The following is an 18,330-nucleotide window of genomic DNA, read 5'->3' as shown; positions in this document are numbered from 1 at the left end:
CCAGTTTTTAGTGCAAGATATTCTCAGCAGCCGCCGCTGGACGCAGCGCATAGATGATCTTTGACCATCGAGCCGACTTTTCCGAAATCCATCTGACCAGTGTAGCGGGTCTTAAGCTCGCCCATCACTTTGCCCATGTCACGGATAGACCCTGCGCCGGTCGCAGTAATGGCCGTCTGAATGGCGTCGCTGACTTCATCTTCATCAAGCTGCTTGGGCAGAAACTCCTCGATGATGGCAACTTCGCGCAACTCACGCTCCGCCAGGTCCAAACGTCCGCCTTCTTCGTAGGCGCGCGCGCTTTCTTTGCGCTGCTTGGTCATTTTTCCAAGGATTTCAAGAACCTCAGAGTCGCCGCATCCTTTGGCCTCTTCATTACCGGATCCCCGCGTGGCGATATCCCGGTCTTTAATTGCCGCGTTGATCAGCCTCAGCGTCGACAAACGCTCAGCTGCTTTGTCTTTCATTGCTTGCTTCAGGGCGGTGTTCACCCTTGATCGCATATCCATCTGGTCTGTCCATCCCCATGGCAACGGAACCACGAACATATCGAATTAAAAAGCGCGATACAACAGTCGATGAATACAGTTAAGTGTTTGAATTTAAACGATAGCCTAAAAATTGATCAGACTTGACCCAGCGGCCTATCCCCCTTAGGTATGCGCCGGTTTACCCTGCAGGAGAGTCGCGCCATGGCCGAGAATGTTCAGTCCAAGCCCACCGCATGTCTGGCATTGGCCGACGGAACTCTGTTTTATGGTATCGGCTTCGGCGCAACCGGCCAAACTGTAGCCGAGTTGTGCTTTAACACGGCGATGACTGGGTATCAGGAGATCATGACCGACCCCTCTTATGCGGGACAGATCGTGACCTTCACCTTCCCCCATATCGGCAATGTCGGCGTGAACCCAGATGATGACGAAACCGGCGATCCAGTCGCAGCCGGTATGGTGGTCAAATGGGACCCAACCGAGCCATCAAACTGGCGGTCGGCAGAGGAGTTGAAAGGGTGGCTGGCCCGTCGTGGGCGGATCGCCATCGGTGGCGTCGATACCCGCCGTCTGACTCGCGCGATCCGTCAGCAAGGCGCGCCGCATGTCGCGCTGGCGCATGACCCCGACGGCAACTTCGACATCGAAGCTCTGATCGCCGCTGCGCGCGGATTTGCCGGGCTGGAAGGCATGGATCTGGCCAAAGATGTCACCTGCGCCCAAAGCTATCGCTGGGATGAAATGCGTTGGGCGTGGCCCGAAGGGTATCAGCGCCAGGAAAACCCTGTCCACAAGGTTGTGGCGGTTGACTATGGCGCCAAACGCAACATCCTACGCTGTCTGGCCTCTGCAGGTTGCGATGTTACCGTCCTGCCTGCAACTGCGACGGCTGCCGAGGTGCTGGCGCACGATCCGGATGGTGTGTTCCTGTCTAACGGTCCCGGCGACCCGGCAGCAACCGGTGAATATGCTGTACCGATGATCAAGGAAATCCTGGATACGACTGAGCTGCCCGTGTTCGGGATCTGCCTCGGCCATCAGATGCTGGCACTGGCGCTTGGCGGTCAGACCGTCAAAATGAACCACGGCCACCATGGCGCAAATCACCCTGTCAAAGATCTGGATACCGGTAAGGTCGAGATCACGTCGATGAACCATGGGTTTGCCGTGGACGCGCAGTCTTTGCCCGCTGGGGTCGTTGAAACCCATCGCTCGCTGTTTGACGGGTCGAATTGCGGAATCCGCATGGCGGATCGTCCGGTCTATTCCGTCCAATATCACCCAGAAGCGTCACCTGGACCGCAAGATAGCTTTTACCTGTTCGAGCGCTTTGCTGCCGCGATGACGGATAGCAAAGAAAAGGCGTAGCCGCCAAATCATCCAGTGTTAACTGCGTGTTAACCTAGAATGCACAACCTTGATGGCAAGTAATTGCGTCAGGGTTGTATTAATGGTCGAGCTAAATCTTCAGAACTTCACCTCTGCCGCACCAATTCCAGCAGAGGGCCTGCGCAAACCGCTTGGCTCTTGCTTGTTAGAGCAAGGGATAATCACCCAGACGCAATTGGATCGCGCCCTTCACCTGCAAGCCCGGCAAAAAGCACCGCTGGGTGAAATCCTTGTGGGCGAAGGCTGGATCACTCGGCAGGACGTGTTGAACGCTTTGGCGGAACAATCCGGTTGGCAAATTGCAAACCTTGACGAAATTCCGCCTATGCCGGGGTTAAGCGACCTTAAGCCGGTCAGTTTCTGGCTAGCTCACAACGTTGTTCCGTGGATGCGCGTCGGCCCCCTGCTTTTGGTTGCAACAGCGCGACCCGATCTCTTTGCCACCGTTTCCAAGGAAATGCAGAATTGCGGTTACGCAGTCATTCCGGTTCTGGCTGCCCCTGATCAGATCGATCGCACAATTGCCCGCCAGTTTGCCAAACCTCTTGCGCAGGCTGCGGAAACCCGAGTGGACGAAGCACAAAGCTGCCGCACATGGACTGCCGGGTCGCGCGTGCGCCCTGTTGCAGCGGTCGTCGGCGCTGTAGCACTTTTGACAGCGGTGCCCCACGTCAGTCTAGCGACCTTGCTTTTCTTGACGGTTGGCACGCTGATCTTGTTTTCTGCCCTGCGAATTTCAGGCGCCTTGGCATATGTCCTTCATCAGCTTTCTCGCAAATCTGACCGGTCAGAAATCGCTGCCGTCCCCCTCCGCCATCCCTGTGTCTCGATCATGGTGCCCTTGTACAAGGAACGAGAGATTGCTGATGCACTGGTTCGCCGGCTCCAACGGCTGACGTACCCCAAGGCTCTGCTAGATGTCATTCTGGTCCTGGAGGAAAAGGATGATGTCACACGCAAGGCGCTGGCAGATGCCGACTTACCAAGCTGGATCCGCACGATAGAAGTGCCCGAATTCAACGGGCTGACAACCAAACCTCGTGCAATGAACTATGCGTTGGACTTTTGCAGGGGTGACATTCTGGGCGTTTGGGATGCCGAGGATGCGCCCCAACCGGACCAGATCGAACGTGTGGTCAACCACTTCACACAAGCCGCCCCCGAAGTCGTCTGCCTGCAGGGCGGTCTGGACTATTACAATCCTCGCACCAATTGGCGTTCACGTTGCTTTTCAATCGAATACAATAGCTGGTTCCGGATCATCCTGCCGGGAATTGCCCGCCTGGGACTTGTCGTTCCGCTGGGCGGAACCACATTTTTCTTCCGTCGTGACAAGCTGTTAGAGCTTGGCGGTTGGGATGCCCATAATGTCACCGAAGACGCAGATCTGGGCGTACGGCTAAGCCGAGCGGGCTACCGGACCGAAATGGTCGATACCACGACGTTTGAAGAGGCAAACTTTCGCGCTTGGCCATGGGTGAAACAACGCTCTCGCTGGCTCAAGGGGTTCATGGTCACCTATCTGGTGCATATGCGCGATCCGCTGCGACTGTACCAAGACCTTGGGCTGCGCAAATTCATGGGTGTTCAGGCGTTTTTTCTGGGAACAATCGGTCAGTTCCTGCTGGCCCCGGTGCTATGGGTTTTCTGGTTGACGGCGTTGGGGCTGTACAACCCAATGATGCAGGTCATCTCTCATGAGATGCTGACGTCACTTGTTTGGCTGTTTCTGGCAGCCGAAGGTTTGAACATGGCCGTCAGCGCTCTGGCCGTTTCTGCACCAGAGCGCCGGTTTTTGTTGCCGTTTGTTCCAACTATGTTTCTGTATTTCCCGTTGGGCATCCTGGCAGCCTACAAAGCCCTGTGGGAGCTGGCCGTGAAACCGTTCTATTGGGACAAAACCCAGCACGGTCAGGCCGACGAAGACCTGCCATTGGCCTGAGGATCAGCTTTCGCGCCGGACGGCGTCTTGTTTCAGGCGAGTCATGAACGCAATGGAAATGTGTTCCTTCAAAGCGCGGTCTGCAGCCTCTTCATCTCGGGCGGTGATAGCTTCGACAATGCCCTTATGTTCGCTCTGCGCGATTTCTCCGCGGCCCTGAACCGCCAAGGACGTGGTCGCCATTAGGGCCATGGTGCGATGCACCAAATTCAACTGCTGAACCAGATAGCGGTTGTGGGACGCCAGATGAATCTGTTCATGGAACCGCCGGTTGGCGCGCGACAAAGCCGACGGATCATCCACCAGCGCATCATCTGCGGCAACCATATCCTGCAGCACCTTGATCTCTTCTTCAGTGGCATGTTTGGCCGCAAGCCGCGCGGCAAGCCCCTCCAACTCGCGGCGCACGATGTACAATTCGGCCATCTGGTTGTGATCCAGAGATGCGACAATCAGCGATCGCCCGTCCCTCTCCAGCAGCGACTGAGTTTCCAATCGCTGCAATGCCTCGCGGATCGGCGTTCGGGATACACCAAACCGTTCGGCCAGCTCGCTTTCGACCAGACGATCACCGGGTCGATAAACACCCACGTCGATCGCTTCGAGTATCAGGGTATAGGCGTCTTTGTTAGAGGTTCGTGTCGGGCTCATGGGGTGCTTCGTCTCCTCGTTCGGACATGTCTATCCGTCTCAAGGCCCTGCAATCAAGAGCGGCATTGAAAACCTCGACGCTGCGCCCTAAACCCTAATCATGGTCAAACCTGCATTTGCTCACGTCACCCAATGGGTGTTCGATCTCGACAACACGCTTTACCCGCCGCATATGCGTCTCTTCGATCAGATCGAGGTGCTGATGACCAACTATGTGGTAAAGGCTATCGGCGTGGATCGCGCAGAGGCGGACCGGTTGCGATCTCATTACTGGCGCGAATACGGCACCACACTTGCCGGGCTAATGGCCGAGCACGATCTGGACCCCGATCCCTATCTTCAAGCCGTGCATCAGGTCGATATGAGCCATATTATCCCGGATGCGGCACTGGCGGACCATATCCGGTCGCTGCCGGGTCGATGTATCGTCTACACCAACGGCAGCGCGCCATATGCAGAGCGGGTTTTACAGGCGCGAGGTTTATCGGGGTTGTTTGACGCAATCTATGGCGTTGAACATGCCGGTTACCGTCCAAAACCCGAAAAAGCGGCCTTTGAAGCGATCTTCGCGAAAGATGGAATCCACTCTGAGAAAGCCGCAATGTTCGAGGATGATCCCCGGAATCTGGCATCTCCGCACGAAATGGGAATGCGCACCGTTCACGTTGCACCAGACCCGCACGAAGCCGATTACATTCATCATCATACCGACGACCTGACGGCGTTCCTGGCGCGTCTGCGATAGCCTGTCGCACTGCGACGATCTGCACGTTCTGCTGCAACATCGGCATTCCTATATGCCCCAAAGCGACGAACAGAACGGAGACCCCCATGAGCGCGATCGAGATGCCCCGGCACCTGCCGATGTGGCAGCGTATGTTGTATTCAATCCCCCTGTTTGGCTGGATGGCCCGTGACGTGGCCGATGGCGAGCCCGAGGATCTGGGTTATACGGCCGCCGCGATTTTCAGCATGTGGGGCTGTTCTGCTCTGGTGTTTGGATTGCCCGGACTGTACCTGCCAGCCGTGGCAATGGTGCCTGTGATGTTCCTGATACTCATCCTCATTTCGCTGGGTTGAGAAACGGGACAGGATGTCACTTGGCGCATGTGATGGAACCGCACTAGGGTTTGCCCAGAACGGAGAATGGCGCCATGAATGACAGCTGTGACATCCTGATTTCAGGCGGTGGTATTGCCGGATTGACCGCTGCCGCGGCCTTTGGATCAGCAGGGTTCGACGTGATCTGTGTTGATCCAACACCCCCTGTAACGGAACGGGATGCGGAGGGGTCCGACCTGCGGACCACGGCATTCCTGCAACCTGCACACAGCTTGCTGGAACAATGCGGATTGTGGGATCGGCTGGATGCCCATGCGGCCCCGCTTCAAATCATGCGGATCGTTGACGCGGGCGGAGACGTTCCCGAGCCGCGTGTTGTTCGCGATTTCAACGCCTCCGATGTTTCCGATCAACCCTTTGGCTGGAACCTGCCCAACTGGCTGTTGCGTCGCGAAATGGTGGCCCGCCTGAGCGAGTTGGGCAATGTCGACTTCCGGCCTGGAACCGGCACCGTCAGCCTGTTCACCCGCTTCGCTGAGGCGCGTGTGGGTCTAAGCGATGGCAGCCACATCCGCTGCAAACTGGTCATCGCTGCAGACGGGCGCACGTCACCGATGCGCGAAGCCGCTGGGATTCAGGTCAAAACCACACGTTATGGTCAGAAGGCGCTGGCCTTTGCCGTGACACATCCCATTGCGCACGAAAATGTCTCGACCGAGATTCACCGTTCCGGAGGACCATTCACCTTGGTGCCCCTACCCGATTGGAAGGGGCAGCCGTCGTCAGCCATCGTTTGGATGGAACGCGGCCCGCGCGCGATCAAGCTGCTGAACTTGGATGCTGAAAGTTTCGAGACTGCAATGACCGAACGCTCCTGCGGGTTGTTCGGGCCGTTGAAGCTGGCCTCGCGTCGCACCATCTGGCCGATCATCAGCCAGTCCGCAGAACGTCTGTCCGGCGAGCGCATTGCGCTGATGGCCGAGGCTGCCCATGTCGTGCCGCCCATCGGCGCGCAGGGTTTGAACATGTCACTGGGCGACCTGCGCTGCTTATTGGAATTGGCGCAGGCCCGCCCCGATGGGCTTGGGGATTCGGATATGCTTGAGGCATATCACAAAGCCCGTCACGCCGAGATCGAGCTGCGCGTCAAAGGTATCGACTTGCTGAACCGCGCCTCGATGATCGAAACGCGTCCGCTGCGCGATGCGCGCGCCATGGGGTTGAATGCGCTTTATTCACTGCCGCCGGTACGCAAGACGCTGATGCAGATGGGGCTCGGCGTCCGCTAAGCCCCGATCGGTTTCAAAGCACCTGATCCAGCACCCGCTTCAAGCGAGTAATGGTGCCCTCCACATCATAAAGCTTGTCCAATCCGAACAGGCCCAAGCGGAAGGTGCTGAAGCCTTCGGGTTCGTCACATTGCAGGGGCACACCGGCGGCAATCTGCATGCCCAACGCAGCAAATTTCTTACCGTTTTGCACTTCGGCGTCTGATGTATAGCTGACAACCACGCCAGGGGCACCAAACCCGTCGGCAGCTACGGACATGATGCCTTTGTCGTCCAACATACTTCTTACACCATTGCCTAAGGCCCATTGAGCTTCACGCAGCTTTTCGAACCCATAGTCACGTGTTTCGATCATGGTGTCCCGAAACTCTGTCAACGCGTCGGTCGGCATCGTGGCATGATAAGCATGTCCGCCATTCTCATAGGTTTGCATGATCTGGCGCCATTTCTTCAGGTCGATGGCAAAACTGTCGGAACTGGTTTGTTCCAGCCGCGCTTCGGCACGCTCTGACAACATAACCAGACCGGCACAGGGCGATGCGCTCCACCCCTTTTGCGGTGCTGAGATCAAAACGTCCACACCAGTCGCCTTCATGTCGACCCAAGCACATCCTGATGCGATGCAATCCAGAACCATCAGCGCCCCAACCTCATGCGCAGCTGCGGCCATGTCAGTGACGTAGTCGTCAGGCAGGATCACGCCGGCCGATGTTTCGACATGGGGTGCAAACACGACATCTGGTCGTTGGTCACGGATCGTTGCCACAACCTCGTCGATGGGTGCAGGTGCAAAGGGCGACGGGCTGGCATTGCCCGTCTCACGCGCTTTCAGGACCGTGGCGGATGCGGTCAACTCACCGCTTTCGATGATCTGGCTCCAGCGGTAGGAAAACCAACCGTTGCGAACCACCAATACATTCGCGTCGCGGGCGAACTGGCGGGCCACCGCCTCCATCCCATAGGTTCCGCCACCGGGAATTACCGCAACCCCATCCGCATTGTAGACCTGTTTCAACAACTCCGAGACATCCCGCATGACGGTCTGAAACTTGGCAGACATATGATTCAGCGAGCGATCGGTGAAAACGACAGAAAACTCCTCGAGACCATCGGGATCAACAGTGTTCAGCAAGGCGGGCATGAAACGTCCTTTCTTCAGGGTTACAGAAGTTTTGGCGTCTTTGATCATGATGGTAAAGCCCAAACGCGACAGAAAGGTGACCCAAGGTCATCTGGTCGAACGTGGTAAGCGCGCCTTATACAGGCCTGATATTACGTAAAATGACGCCAAATAGTGTCACCTTCCCCTTTACACTTTTACTTGCTTCTGACCAGATGCATACACTTTATACTTGAAGGGATATTTTTGCCCGTGGCTGAACAAAAGCGCATCAGTTTCCAGGTCGTTCGTGATGAAGTAAAGCGCCGGATCGAAAGCCGAATCTGGCCGCAAGGTGCGCTTTTGCCGACCGAGACGCAGCTGGCAGAAGAGTTTAACTGCGCTTGTGCCACCGTAAATCGCGCCATGCGGGAACTGGCCGATCAAGGCTTTGTCGAACGCAAGCGCAAAAGCGGGACCCGTGTTAAAAAAGAACCCAGCAAGCATGCCAAACTGGAATTGTCATTGGCGCGGCAAGTGATTGAGAACCAGAACGCCACCTATCGCTATGCTCTGGTCGAACGGAACGTGATGTCCAGCCCCGGCTGGTTGTCGTCACAACTTAGCGTTTCCCCAGACGCCCCGGTCCTGCATGTCATTTGCATGCATTACGCAAACAATCGTCCCTTTCAGCTTGAGGAGCGTTGGATCAACATCAATGCAATCCCCGAGGTGGAACACGCCGACCTGAGCGAACACGGACCACATGAATGGCTGCTAAATGCTGCACCCTTTACAGATGCCGAAATAGCCTTTTGCGCGGTGTCTGCGGACAGCAGGCTGGCGGAATTCATGGGAACCACCGCTGGAACATCGATGATCCAGATGGAACGGACCATACGTAAGGACGACAATCCGATTACGTTTGCCCGCGTGACCCACCATCCGGGCTACTACATCCGCACCAAATACTGACCACAATCAACCTATTGGCCCTGGCAGCCGCTCTTCGCTGAGAAGGACGTTTGCCTCGACGTCGCCAGCACCGGGCAGCGTCATAATCCGGCGCCGCAAAACCCGCTCAAAATCAGAAATATCCCGGGCGACGACCCGCAAGCGGTAGTCATACAGCCCCAGCACATGCTCAACCGTCTGCACCTCAGGGATGGCGCTCACGGCGCGCTCAAAATCTTCCAGACTGACCTGCCCCTTGCGGGCAAGCTTGACGCCCAGAAAGACAGTTACACCAAACCCAAGCGCCTCGGCATTCAGCCGTAAACGCTGTCCTTTGATCACACCCGTCTCTTCCAACCGTCGGATGCGGCGCCAGGTTGCGGGTTGCGACAGCCCGAACTTGCGACCCAACGCACCAGCACTTTGGGTCGCGTCCTGTGCCAATGCGCGCAAGATCTTCCGGTCGATCTCGTCCAGGTCAATCATATCGGCAGCACCTCGTCGCGTTTCACCCGCGCGATGTGCATCAGCGCTTCGATGTCCGCGATGTGCGGTAGCGTCAGAATCCGGTCGCGATAGACCTGTTGATAGTGGGACATATCCCGGGCCAGCACCGACAGGCGTACATCGACCCGCCCCAGAAAAGTCTGGATTTCGATCACCTCGGGCACGTCTCGGGCTGCCTCGGAAAACTCGTCAAAGGCGCGCGCTTGCGTTTTGTCCAGCGTCACCCGCAACGACACTTCGACGGTATATCCCAGCACGGCCCAGTCAATCACGGCCTCCTGCCCCAATATGATACCGGCGGCTTGCATCTTTTCGATCCGTCGCCAGCAGACGCCTTGACTGACCCTGCACCGCTCGGACAGCTCAGCTGAGGTCAGGCTGGGATCCGCTTGCATGTGACGCAGAATGCGGCGATCGATATCGTCAAGCATGAAACTCTCACATTTAGCACGTTTGGAGAATAAATATCCTTACTTTCGCTGAAATTTCAACCGAGATGCCATCGCCATCCCCGAAAATCACACGTAAAAGCATGGCAATCGAAACTGAAAGGACCGGCGAAATGCGCGTCTATTACGATCGCGATTGCGACATCAACCTGATCAAAGACAAAAAAGTGGCTATCCTGGGCTATGGCTCACAGGGTCATGCCCACGCGCTGAACCTGCGTGACTCGGGTGCAAAGAACCTCGTCGTCGCTCTGCGCGAAGGCTCTGCCTCGGCCAAGAAAGCCGACGCCGAAGGTCTGCAGGTTATGGGTATCGCCGAAGCGGCGGCCTGGTGCGACGTCATCATGTTCACCATGCCCGACGAATTGCAGGCTGAAACCTACAAGAAATACGTCCACGACAACATCAAACCGGGTGCGGCAATCGCGTTCGCCCACGGCCTGAATGTGCATTTCGGCCTGATCGAGCCGAAAGAAGGCGTCGACGTCATCATGATGGCCCCTAAAGGCCCTGGCCACACTGTGCGCGGCGAATATGTCAAAGGCGGCGGTGTTCCTTGCCTAGTTGCCGTTGATAACGACGCAACCGGCAAAGCGTTGGAAATCGGCCTGTCCTATTGCTCGGCCATCGGTGGCGGTCGTTCCGGCGTCATCGAAACCAACTTCCGCGAAGAATGCGAAACCGACTTGTTCGGTGAGCAGGCAGTCCTGTGTGGCGGCCTGGTCGAGCTGATCCGCTGCGGCTTTGAAACACTGGTCGAAGCGGGTTACGCGCCCGAGATGGCCTATTTCGAATGCCTGCACGAAGTGAAGCTGATCGTTGACTTGATCTATGAGGGCGGCATCGCCAACATGGATTACTCGATCTCGAACACTGCTGAGTATGGCCAGTACGTCACCGGTCCGCGCATCCTGCAATACGACGAGACCAAAGCGCGTATGAAAGCGGTTCTTAACGACATCCAACAGGGTAAGTTCGTGCGTGACTTCATGCTGGAAAACGCCGTTGGTCAGCCGACGATCAAAGCGTCGCGCCGCGCCAATGACGAGCACATGATCGAGGAGACTGGTGCGAAACTGCGCGCCATGATGCCCTGGATCTCGGCGGGCAAAATGGTCGACAAAGAAAAGAACTAAGCCTGACCTATGTCAGCGAAAGGGCGGCCCCAAGTGGCCGCCCTTTTTCATTCTCCGACGGTGTTTACAAAGCATTGGCCAAACACGTGATCCCATCCCGTGTCGTAACCCCCGCGCTTGTCGGATGCCTCATCAGCCCAAACCTCCCAACCGGAATGCGTCAGGGTTACCTTGCTCTGCGCTGAGCCATGGATTTCAAAGGTAACCTCTACCCGTGTCGGGCGATCTTTATTCGTGCCGGGGTGCCAACTGAGCGCAAGTCGACGTCCGGCTTCAAAGATAAGAACCCGGCCCCAATCGGCCCGCGTTCCATCGAACATCGTTTCATAGACTGCGCCGCCCACATACGGTTCAATCGTGACAGCAAGCGCCGGTTGTCCTTTTGAAGCTGACACGGCATGACCGTCCAACGGCCACCATTTTGCGATCCGGTTGACGAAAACATCAAACGCCTGTTCCGGTGTTGCATTCACAGTCACTCTCTTAACAATAGGATCCGTCACTAGCCCTGCCCCCTTCGTTTACTTCCGCTGCAAAACTTTCGAGAACGTCAGACCAATACCGCTCTAACCAGGCGCGCATTTCGGCAAGCCCCTCGGGCCGTGCTGCATATATCCGACGAGTCCCCTCAGCACGGCACATGACAAGCCCCGCATCCGAAAGCACCCTTAAATGCTGCGATACTGCCGGACGGCTGACAGGCAGTTCCGCAGCCAAAGCCCCCACCGCGCGTGGCCGCTTGGCCACCGCTTCAAACACCTGTCGCCGTGTTGGATCGCCTAACGCTGAAAAAGCATCATCGTAAGTCATTACTTACCGTAAGTGAGAACTTACGGAAAATCAAGAACGCCCTCGTGACACTGGGTGAATCGCAGGATAAGGGGATGGAATGGTTCAACAACCCGATTACCGCGACTGGAGCGGCGTCATATCCCTTGGCCTGATTTGGGGCGGAACGTTCATGGTTGTTGCCATGGCGCTGGAAGGGTATGGACCGGTGACCGTTGCAACAGCGCGTACTACTTTGGGTGCCGTTACATTGCTGGTCCTGATGGCAGCCACCGGGCGCCGATTTCCCGGTCCGAGCCGTGCGCTTTGGGGGTCGATAATTGTCATTGGTGTACTCTCGACCGCCTTGCCGTTCCTATTGCTAAGCTGGGGGCAGCAATATGTGCCTTCGGCCTTTGCTGGCCTATCCATGGCGGCCATCCCGTTGATGGTCTTGCCGTTGGCACATTTCTTCTCGGATGAACCCATGAACACACGCCGGTTATTTGGCGTCACATTGGGGTTTTCCGGGGCACTGGTCCTGATTGGGCCGGGGTTGGCACAGATTGGTCAGGGAGCCGAGCCTTTGGCACAACTGGCATGTATCGGCGCAGCGCTCTGCTATTCGGTGGCGTCTATCTTTACGCGCCGCTGCCCATCAATTGATCCGGTCACATTGGCGGCACTGACACTGGTGGTCGGAGCGTTAATACTGCTGCCGATCATGTTCATATCCGAAGGTGTGCCGCGCTGGGAAGGCACCCGGCCCGGCCTTGCCATCGTCGGTTTGGGCCTTGTTCCGACAGCCTTTGCCACGCTACTGCGTGTGTCGATTATCCGCAGCGCCGGATCAGTTTTTCTGACACTGGTCAACTATCAGGTGCCGATCTGGTCGATGATCTTTGGCGCATGGATACTGTCCGAAGCCCTGCCCTTGCGGTTCTACGTTGCCTTGTTGATGATCCTGACCGGGCTGGCCATCAGCCAATGGTTCAGCCTCAGAAAGCTGTTAATCGGGCGTTAGCCTGCGACGGCTTCGACTTCGGCCACGATGGTATCGACAACCTGCGTCAGCAAGACATCGTCTTCACATTCAGCCATAACGCGGATCAAGGGCTCTGTGCCCGATTTGCGTATCAGCAAACGGCCTTGCCCGTTCAGACGCGCCTCGGCATCTGCGATTGCCGCCTGAACGTTCTGAGCGTCCAGCGGAACCTGCCCCGATTGGTATCGTACATTCTTCAGAAGCTGCGGCACCGTCTCGAATTGTTTGGATAGATCCGACGCCTTGCGACCGGACAGAACCATCTCGGCCAGGAAGTGTAACCCGGCCATGAGGCCGTCGCCGGTGGTGGCATAGTCGCTCATAACGATATGCCCGGACTGTTCCCCACCCAGGTTAAAACCGCCTTCGCGCATCCGTTCAACCACATAGCGGTCGCCCACGGCCGTCCGTTCAAGCCGCAGACCTTGAGCTGAAAGATGTCGTTCCAGACCAAGGTTCGACATGACGGTCGCCACCAAGGCGTCGCCCTTCAATTGTTCGGATTTTTTCCAAGCCGTGGCCAGCAACGCCATCAGTTGATCGCCGTCTGCCACCTGCCCGGTCTCATCAATCACGACAACCCGGTCCGCGTCGCCGTCAAGGCAAATGCCCACATGCGCGCCATGGGCCACCACGGTTTCCGCGGCCAGTTGCGGCTTGGTCGAACCACAATTGAGATTGATGTTCTTACCATTGGGGGCAATGCCAACTGGGATAACATCAGCGCCCAGCTCCCACAAAACCTCCGGCGCGGTACGGTGTGCTGCGCCATTGGCGCAATCGATCACAACCTTCAAACCGTCCAGTTGCACGTTGCGCGGCAGAGACGACTTGACGCGTTCTCCATAACGAAACCGCGCGTCATCGACACGTCGTGCCCGTCCGATATTTTGGGCCTGAGCGGGTTTGACCCCTTCTTCGATCAGATTCTCGATCTCGATCTCGGCCTGATCGGACAGTTTGAACCCATCAGGGCCAAAGAACTTGATCCCATTATCTTCCGCTGGGTTATGGCTGGCCGAAATCATCACCCCAAGATCCGCCCGCATCGACTGGGTCATCAGACCAACCGCTGGCGTGGGCACCGGACCCAGCAGCAGCACGTTCATACCGGTCGAGGTCAGACCAGCCGTCAATGCGCTTTCCAGCATGTAGCCCGACAAGCGTGTGTCTTTACCGATAACCACGCGATGCACGCCCGTCGCATCACGGCGAAAATAGCGGCCGACCGCTGCACCTATGCGCAAGGCCATTTCTGCCGTCATCGGGTGCGTGTTGGCGGTGCCCCGCACTCCGTCGGTTCCGAACAGCTTGCGCATACCTGTCACTCCGTAAAACTAACCTGCGACCGGATTACCGGACGGCAGCCCATAGACGCAAGGCCTGAGCGGTTTCGGCCACATCATGTACCCGAATGATCTGCACGCCTTGGGACAATCCCGCCAAAGCCAAGGCAATTGATCCCGGTGCGCGTGAGTCCTTGCGCGGCTCTTGCCCGATGGATCCGATGAAACCCTTTCGGGACACGCCCAACAGGATCGGACACCCAAGCCCGTGGAACAGGCTTAGACTGCGTAACAAAGCCAGATTGTGATCCTGAGATTTCCCAAACCCGATACCCGGGTCGACCACTATCTGATCACGGCGCAAACCCAGTCGCTCCAGATAGGTGACCTGGCCCTCGAGAAAGTCATAAACGTCCAACAAAACATCATCATATTGCGGATCATCCTGCATCGTGTCCGGATCGCCGTTCATATGCATGACACAGACCGGTGCGCCCAGCTGCGCGCAAAATGGCGCCAGACCCGGGTCAAAGGTAAATCCAGAGACGTCATTGATCAGCCCGGCCCCTGCCGCACTCGCCGCCTTGGCCACGCTGGTTTTTCGCGTATCGATCGATATCAGAACATCTGTTTCTGCCCGGATCGCCTCGATCAGAGGGCGGGTCCGGGCTATTTCTTCATCTTCGGGAACAAAATCTGCACCGGGCCGGGTCGACTCGCCGCCGATATCCAGAATGGTGGCGCCATGCGCGACCATATCGACGGCCGCACTGCGCGCGCGTTCGACCGAGTTGTGCAGGCCACCATCCGAAAAGCTGTCCGGCGTTGCGTTAAGGATGCCCATAATGTGCGGACGCTGCATATCCAAATTGGATAGCGCCGCACGTGGACTGGTCAACACGCCCAACACATCGGATGGGATTTCAGCAACCTGCACAACCTGCGGTGGGTTTTCTCGCGTCAAAACCTCAGCATGGGTGAACCAAAGCGACTGACCAGCAAGCGCTACGGCATCTTTCGGACGTGCTGGACCGTGCTGGACCAATGGTCGGAAATAGGTTTTCACAACTGCGCCTGATCCACATTGACCGCGCGCAACGGCGTTTTGGGTGTTTCCGGCAGCTCTCCGCCGATCACCAGCATCTCGCTGGCTTCAAAAGTCGCTGCGAACCAGGCAGCCAAAGCCACCGCATCTGACGGGGCCGCAGAAGGTCCATCAACAGCATCCAAAACGATCTTAGAGGGTGCCCAAACGCAGATTTGTCCGTTTTTCATGGCCCAATCCAGCTCGGTCCGGGTTGAAACGACGACGCAGCGAAAATCACGTGCTGCCAGTACCCATGCGTTTTGCTCAATGGCCAGAAGGTCGATCCGGCGTTGTGTCATCGCATGTCCGGTTTGTGATGCGGCCAGATCCGAAGCACCAACACACAGGATCAATGGGCGTTGGCGGTTTTCAAGCTGATCAATCCACCCGGTCAGGTTATCCGAGGCAATCGCTTCGTTCGACAGGAAAACGAGACGTGGATGCGGGCGCTCTTCCTCGACGATGTCGTGGTGATGCGTGTCTCTGCCGCGCACGATTTCAACACCAAGGGCACCGGGTCCTCGATCCAGCTTTTCAATTCGAACAAAAGCTCTTACAGCCTGAGGTTCAAGTAAAATCCGTTCGGCTACACGTTCAGCCAAAGTCTCCAACAGGTTCAAACGCTCAGCCGATAGCTCATACGCAATCGCTTCGGTCACGCGATCATAGGACAAGATACGATCCACATCGTCATCGATCGGGTCGGTCAGCGGGCGTACTTCCACAACGATGTTGAAGCAGACACGCTGCGTCGTCCCGCGCTCGGCCTGAAACGCGCCAATTTCAACTTCGACAATATGATCACGCAGCGAAATACGATCCAGCGGCCCGTTTGACGAGGTCGCCTCGGACCGCTCAGATGGGTGTGCAAATGCCAGGCGGATTTCAGAACTCATGGGTCAGGCCTTCTCGGGCTCATTGGAAAGTTTGCCTATATTAGGCTTTGCGAGGGGCTATAACATTCAAACAAGCGCCATTCCAACCGCCGAATGCGGCGTCAGGTCACGCGAATCCAACTCATCATACCCGAAGCGGCATGGCCGAGCATGTGGCAATGCAACAGCCAGTCCCCTGGATTGTCAGCCGCCAGTGCGATCTGACGAGTCTGCCCTCGGTCGACAAGCACCGTGTCCCGCCAGGGCCCAAATGAGCCATCTTCAAGGATCAACCGAAAGTGATGGCCATGCAGGTGCATCGCGTGAGGGAAAGCGGTTTCATTGACAAACTCGATCCTGTGCAAGCTGCCCAGACCGGTGTCCAGAAAGGGATCGGTCGGGCGTTCGGCATGGCCGTTCAAAGCCCAAAACCGTCCGAGTTGCGCCAATTCGCGCCCGGATAACTCTGTATCTCCGATCCGCGCGTTTTCAAGCCACCGCATTGCCCCGCCCTGCAAAACCATCCGATGCAGCGGCGCCGTCTCAATACCTTGCAGAACGGGCAATGGATTGGGCGGTAAAGCGACCACAGCGCCTCGACGTGTTTTTGCGGACTCGCCGGTTACGTTGAACTGAACCAGACCATAGGCCCCGTCCGGTTCAACACTCAGAAGGTTTGTCGCGTCCCCATCTGTACTGACATCCACGACAAGATCCGCGCGTTGCGCAGGAGCAAGTGGGAACGACTGCGGAATCGCCAGAGGTGTTTCCAGCGGCATGCCATCCAACGCAACGATCCACCCAGACAAACCGTCAAGCCCGACATCAAAGATCCGCGCGTTGGACGCATTGATTAGACGCAGCCTGAGGCGTTCGTTGCGTTTGACAGAGAATGCCGGATCAAAGGAACCATTGACTGTCACAAGATTGCCGAGACGCCCCGCATGGCTGAGATCTCGACCATTGTCGAAGTCATCCGTGATTTGCGCGGTTTCAGGATCAAGCCTCCAGTCATCCAGCATCAGGATCAGATCCTGATCGACGTCCGGCGGTGTCGCTTCTTCAACGATCAGAGACCCGTAAAGACCCCGCGCGACCTGCTCCATGGACCTGTTATGTGCGTGATACCAATAGGTTCCGGCATCCGGGACGTTGAAATCGTAGTCGAAGGTATCGCCTGTCGCTACAGGGTTTTGCGTCAACCCAGACACACCATCCATTGCGTTTTCGATACGTATTCCATGCCAATGCACGGATGTTGGCTGCGGCAGACTGTTAACAAGCCTGCGCTGAACACTGTCGCCCTGTTTCAGGCGCAGCGGAACTCCGGGAACTCGTCCTCCGAAACTCCAAAGTTTGGTCTCAGGATATCCGCTCGGGGCGATCAGTTGATCTGTCACCCGGGCCTCAAGCAACGGAATATCTGCGCGCGCCATGTGGGGCAGCAGCGTGGTCGCAGCTGCGGTTTGCAGGAATTGTCGGCGATTAACAGTCATTGCGGGCCTCCCGGCCCGCAATATAGAACGCAACACTGAACTCGCCATCAAGGTTCCAGCGCGGGTGCGTCAATCAGTTGCTCGCGGTGCGATAGTTGTGGCGATAGAAAAGATGAACACCGATCCGTGCGGTTTGCTTGTACACTTTCGCCCAGGATGGACGCACTGCGGTGGTGTGATAATGCGTTGCCCCTTCGGTCAACTCCTTAGCAATCCCATCAATAGCTGCCCGAGCCACTTTGGAAACGCGCTCATAAGCTTTCTTTTCGTGGATCACTTCTTTGTGGCCATCACAGGTGTAGGTGAACTGGCACTGATATTTCTTGCCAGTGCCCTGACGGATCACACCGCAAAGCGAATTCGGGAAACGACTGCTTTTGACCCGGTTCAAAATGACCTCAGCCACAGCGAACTGACCGCGCACGCTTTCACCACGCGCTTCAAAGTACAGTGCCTCGGACAGGCACTTCCAGTTCTCGTCACCGGCCGCGTTGGGCTGTTGATCCAACCAATCTTTGGAATAGGATACGGTGATCGGTTCAACGGCCTTGCGGGGCTTGAACAATTTCAGATAGTCGCGAAAGCTTTGCGCCGGCAATTCATTGCGGGCGACAAGCTCTTGATCAGCAGAATTATTGGCTTCCCTCTCAGCGAAGGACACACTTGGCAGCATGGTTGCTGCCATTGCGGCAACAGCCATTATGTAACGTAGCATCAGATAACCTCGCACAGGCACTATACGCGCCAAACCCTCCCCCGGCGGGCGCGACGAGGCATTTAACCCAGTCTTGGGCAAACGTCCAG

Annotated in this window: 20 protein-coding genes; 8 read left to right on the top strand and 12 right to left on the bottom strand. The window is 56.9% G+C overall.

Going from position 1 to position 18,330, the window contains the following annotated elements; genetic code table 11:
- Positions 1–23 precede the first annotated feature (23 nt).
- On the bottom strand, positions 24–509 hold the full coding sequence (locus tag D9K61_RS20830) for a GatB/YqeY domain-containing protein (RefSeq protein ID WP_120635633.1): 486 nt from the start codon (positions 507–509) through the stop codon (positions 24–26).
- A gap of 183 nt (positions 510–692) precedes the next feature.
- Here D9K61_RS20830 and carA point away from each other — a divergent pair, with 183 nt between their 5' ends.
- Both carA and D9K61_RS20820 read left to right on the top strand, forming a co-directional pair.
- Positions 693–1,859: a glutamine-hydrolyzing carbamoyl-phosphate synthase small subunit gene (carA, locus tag D9K61_RS20825; RefSeq protein WP_120635632.1), complete on the top strand. Its 1,167-nt coding sequence runs from the start codon at positions 693–695 to the stop codon at positions 1,857–1,859.
- 82 nt (positions 1,860–1,941) lie between these two features.
- Entirely contained in the window at positions 1,942–3,822 is a 1,881-nt protein-coding gene (locus D9K61_RS20820; protein ID WP_120635129.1) for a glycosyltransferase, read from the top strand.
- A 3-nt stretch (positions 3,823–3,825) separates the two neighbouring features.
- On the opposite strand, the gene D9K61_RS20815 is transcribed toward D9K61_RS20820, so the two are convergent.
- The gene (locus tag D9K61_RS20815) at positions 3,826–4,473 is read right to left on the bottom strand and encodes a GntR family transcriptional regulator (protein WP_120635128.1); all 648 of its coding nucleotides are present in this window, start codon (positions 4,471–4,473) and stop codon (positions 3,826–3,828) included.
- A 100-nt stretch (positions 4,474–4,573) separates the two neighbouring features.
- Between D9K61_RS20815 and D9K61_RS20810 the strand changes: the two genes are divergently transcribed.
- The 3 genes from D9K61_RS20810 to D9K61_RS20800 all read left to right on the top strand — a co-directional run bounded on the left by D9K61_RS20810 (position 4,574) and on the right by D9K61_RS20800 (position 6,824).
- A complete protein-coding gene (locus tag D9K61_RS20810) occupies positions 4,574–5,218 on the top strand; it encodes a pyrimidine 5'-nucleotidase (RefSeq protein WP_120635127.1) in 645 nt (214 codons plus the stop codon).
- Positions 5,219–5,304: 86 nt separating this feature from the next.
- Complete coding sequence (locus D9K61_RS20805) at positions 5,305–5,553, top strand: hypothetical protein (protein ID WP_120635126.1); 249 nt, start codon at positions 5,305–5,307, stop codon at positions 5,551–5,553.
- Positions 5,554–5,627: 74 nt separating this feature from the next.
- On the top strand, positions 5,628–6,824 hold the full coding sequence (locus D9K61_RS20800) for a UbiH/UbiF family hydroxylase (RefSeq protein ID WP_120635125.1): 1,197 nt from the start codon (positions 5,628–5,630) through the stop codon (positions 6,822–6,824).
- A 13-nt stretch (positions 6,825–6,837) separates the two neighbouring features.
- Here D9K61_RS20800 and D9K61_RS20795 read toward each other — a convergent pair whose 3' ends face one another.
- Positions 6,838–7,965, bottom strand: a complete 1,128-nt coding sequence (locus D9K61_RS20795) for an aminotransferase class V-fold PLP-dependent enzyme (RefSeq protein ID WP_120635631.1) — start codon at positions 7,963–7,965, stop codon at positions 6,838–6,840.
- A 231-nt stretch (positions 7,966–8,196) separates the two neighbouring features.
- Between D9K61_RS20795 and D9K61_RS20790 the strand changes: the two genes are divergently transcribed.
- Entirely contained in the window at positions 8,197–8,898 is a 702-nt protein-coding gene (locus D9K61_RS20790; RefSeq protein ID WP_162946983.1) for a GntR family transcriptional regulator, read from the top strand.
- 6 nt (positions 8,899–8,904) lie between these two features.
- Here D9K61_RS20790 and D9K61_RS20785 read toward each other — a convergent pair whose 3' ends face one another.
- Positions 8,905–9,363, bottom strand: coding sequence for an Lrp/AsnC family transcriptional regulator (locus D9K61_RS20785; RefSeq protein ID WP_120635123.1), 459 nt, complete (start codon positions 9,361–9,363; stop codon positions 8,905–8,907).
- The gene (locus D9K61_RS20780) at positions 9,360–9,815 is read right to left on the bottom strand and encodes an Lrp/AsnC family transcriptional regulator (RefSeq protein ID WP_120635122.1); all 456 of its coding nucleotides are present in this window, start codon (positions 9,813–9,815) and stop codon (positions 9,360–9,362) included. Before D9K61_RS20780 ends, D9K61_RS20785 begins: the two co-directional genes overlap by 4 nt.
- A gap of 131 nt (positions 9,816–9,946) precedes the next feature.
- On the opposite strand from D9K61_RS20780, the gene ilvC reads away from it, so the two are divergent.
- Complete coding sequence (gene ilvC / locus D9K61_RS20775) at positions 9,947–10,969, top strand: ketol-acid reductoisomerase (RefSeq protein WP_120635630.1); 1,023 nt, start codon at positions 9,947–9,949, stop codon at positions 10,967–10,969.
- A 47-nt stretch (positions 10,970–11,016) separates the two neighbouring features.
- On the opposite strand, the gene D9K61_RS20770 is transcribed toward ilvC, so the two are convergent.
- A complete protein-coding gene (locus D9K61_RS20770) occupies positions 11,017–11,448 on the bottom strand; it encodes a hypothetical protein (RefSeq protein ID WP_162946982.1) in 432 nt (143 codons plus the stop codon).
- Positions 11,449–11,452: 4 nt separating this feature from the next.
- On the bottom strand, positions 11,453–11,779 hold the full coding sequence (locus D9K61_RS20765; RefSeq protein WP_120635120.1) for a helix-turn-helix transcriptional regulator: 327 nt from the start codon (positions 11,777–11,779) through the stop codon (positions 11,453–11,455).
- Between the two features lie 79 nt (positions 11,780–11,858).
- Here D9K61_RS20765 and D9K61_RS20760 point away from each other — a divergent pair, with 79 nt between their 5' ends.
- Positions 11,859–12,761, top strand: coding sequence for a DMT family transporter (locus tag D9K61_RS20760; RefSeq protein WP_120635119.1), 903 nt, complete (start codon positions 11,859–11,861; stop codon positions 12,759–12,761).
- Here the strand turns inward: D9K61_RS20760 and glmM are convergent.
- The 5 genes from glmM to D9K61_RS20735 form a co-directional block, all read right to left on the bottom strand.
- The gene (gene glmM / locus D9K61_RS20755; RefSeq protein WP_120635118.1) at positions 12,758–14,101 is read right to left on the bottom strand and encodes a phosphoglucosamine mutase; all 1,344 of its coding nucleotides are present in this window, start codon (positions 14,099–14,101) and stop codon (positions 12,758–12,760) included. The genes D9K61_RS20760 and glmM overlap by 4 nt on opposite strands.
- A 34-nt stretch (positions 14,102–14,135) precedes the next feature.
- A complete protein-coding gene (gene folP / locus D9K61_RS20750; protein ID WP_120635117.1) occupies positions 14,136–15,134 on the bottom strand; it encodes a dihydropteroate synthase in 999 nt (332 codons plus the stop codon).
- The gene (locus D9K61_RS20745; RefSeq protein ID WP_120635116.1) at positions 15,131–16,051 is read right to left on the bottom strand and encodes a dihydroneopterin aldolase; all 921 of its coding nucleotides are present in this window, start codon (positions 16,049–16,051) and stop codon (positions 15,131–15,133) included. The genes folP and D9K61_RS20745 overlap by 4 nt, the downstream gene beginning before the upstream one ends.
- Before the next feature lie 101 nt (positions 16,052–16,152).
- Complete coding sequence (locus D9K61_RS20740) at positions 16,153–17,526, bottom strand: multicopper oxidase family protein (RefSeq protein WP_120635115.1); 1,374 nt, start codon at positions 17,524–17,526, stop codon at positions 16,153–16,155.
- A 73-nt stretch (positions 17,527–17,599) separates the two neighbouring features.
- Positions 17,600–18,241 (bottom strand): cell wall hydrolase, encoded by a 642-nt coding sequence (locus D9K61_RS20735; RefSeq protein ID WP_120635114.1) that lies wholly within the window; start codon positions 18,239–18,241, stop codon positions 17,600–17,602.
- Between the last annotated feature and the right edge of the window lie 89 nt (positions 18,242–18,330).

Source organism: Ruegeria sp. EL01, from assembly GCF_900313035.1.
Classification (GTDB): Bacteria; Pseudomonadota; Alphaproteobacteria; order Rhodobacterales; family Rhodobacteraceae; genus Ruegeria.
Note: the sequence above shows the minus strand (reverse complement) of the source record. Positions and strands in the feature narration are given on the sequence as shown.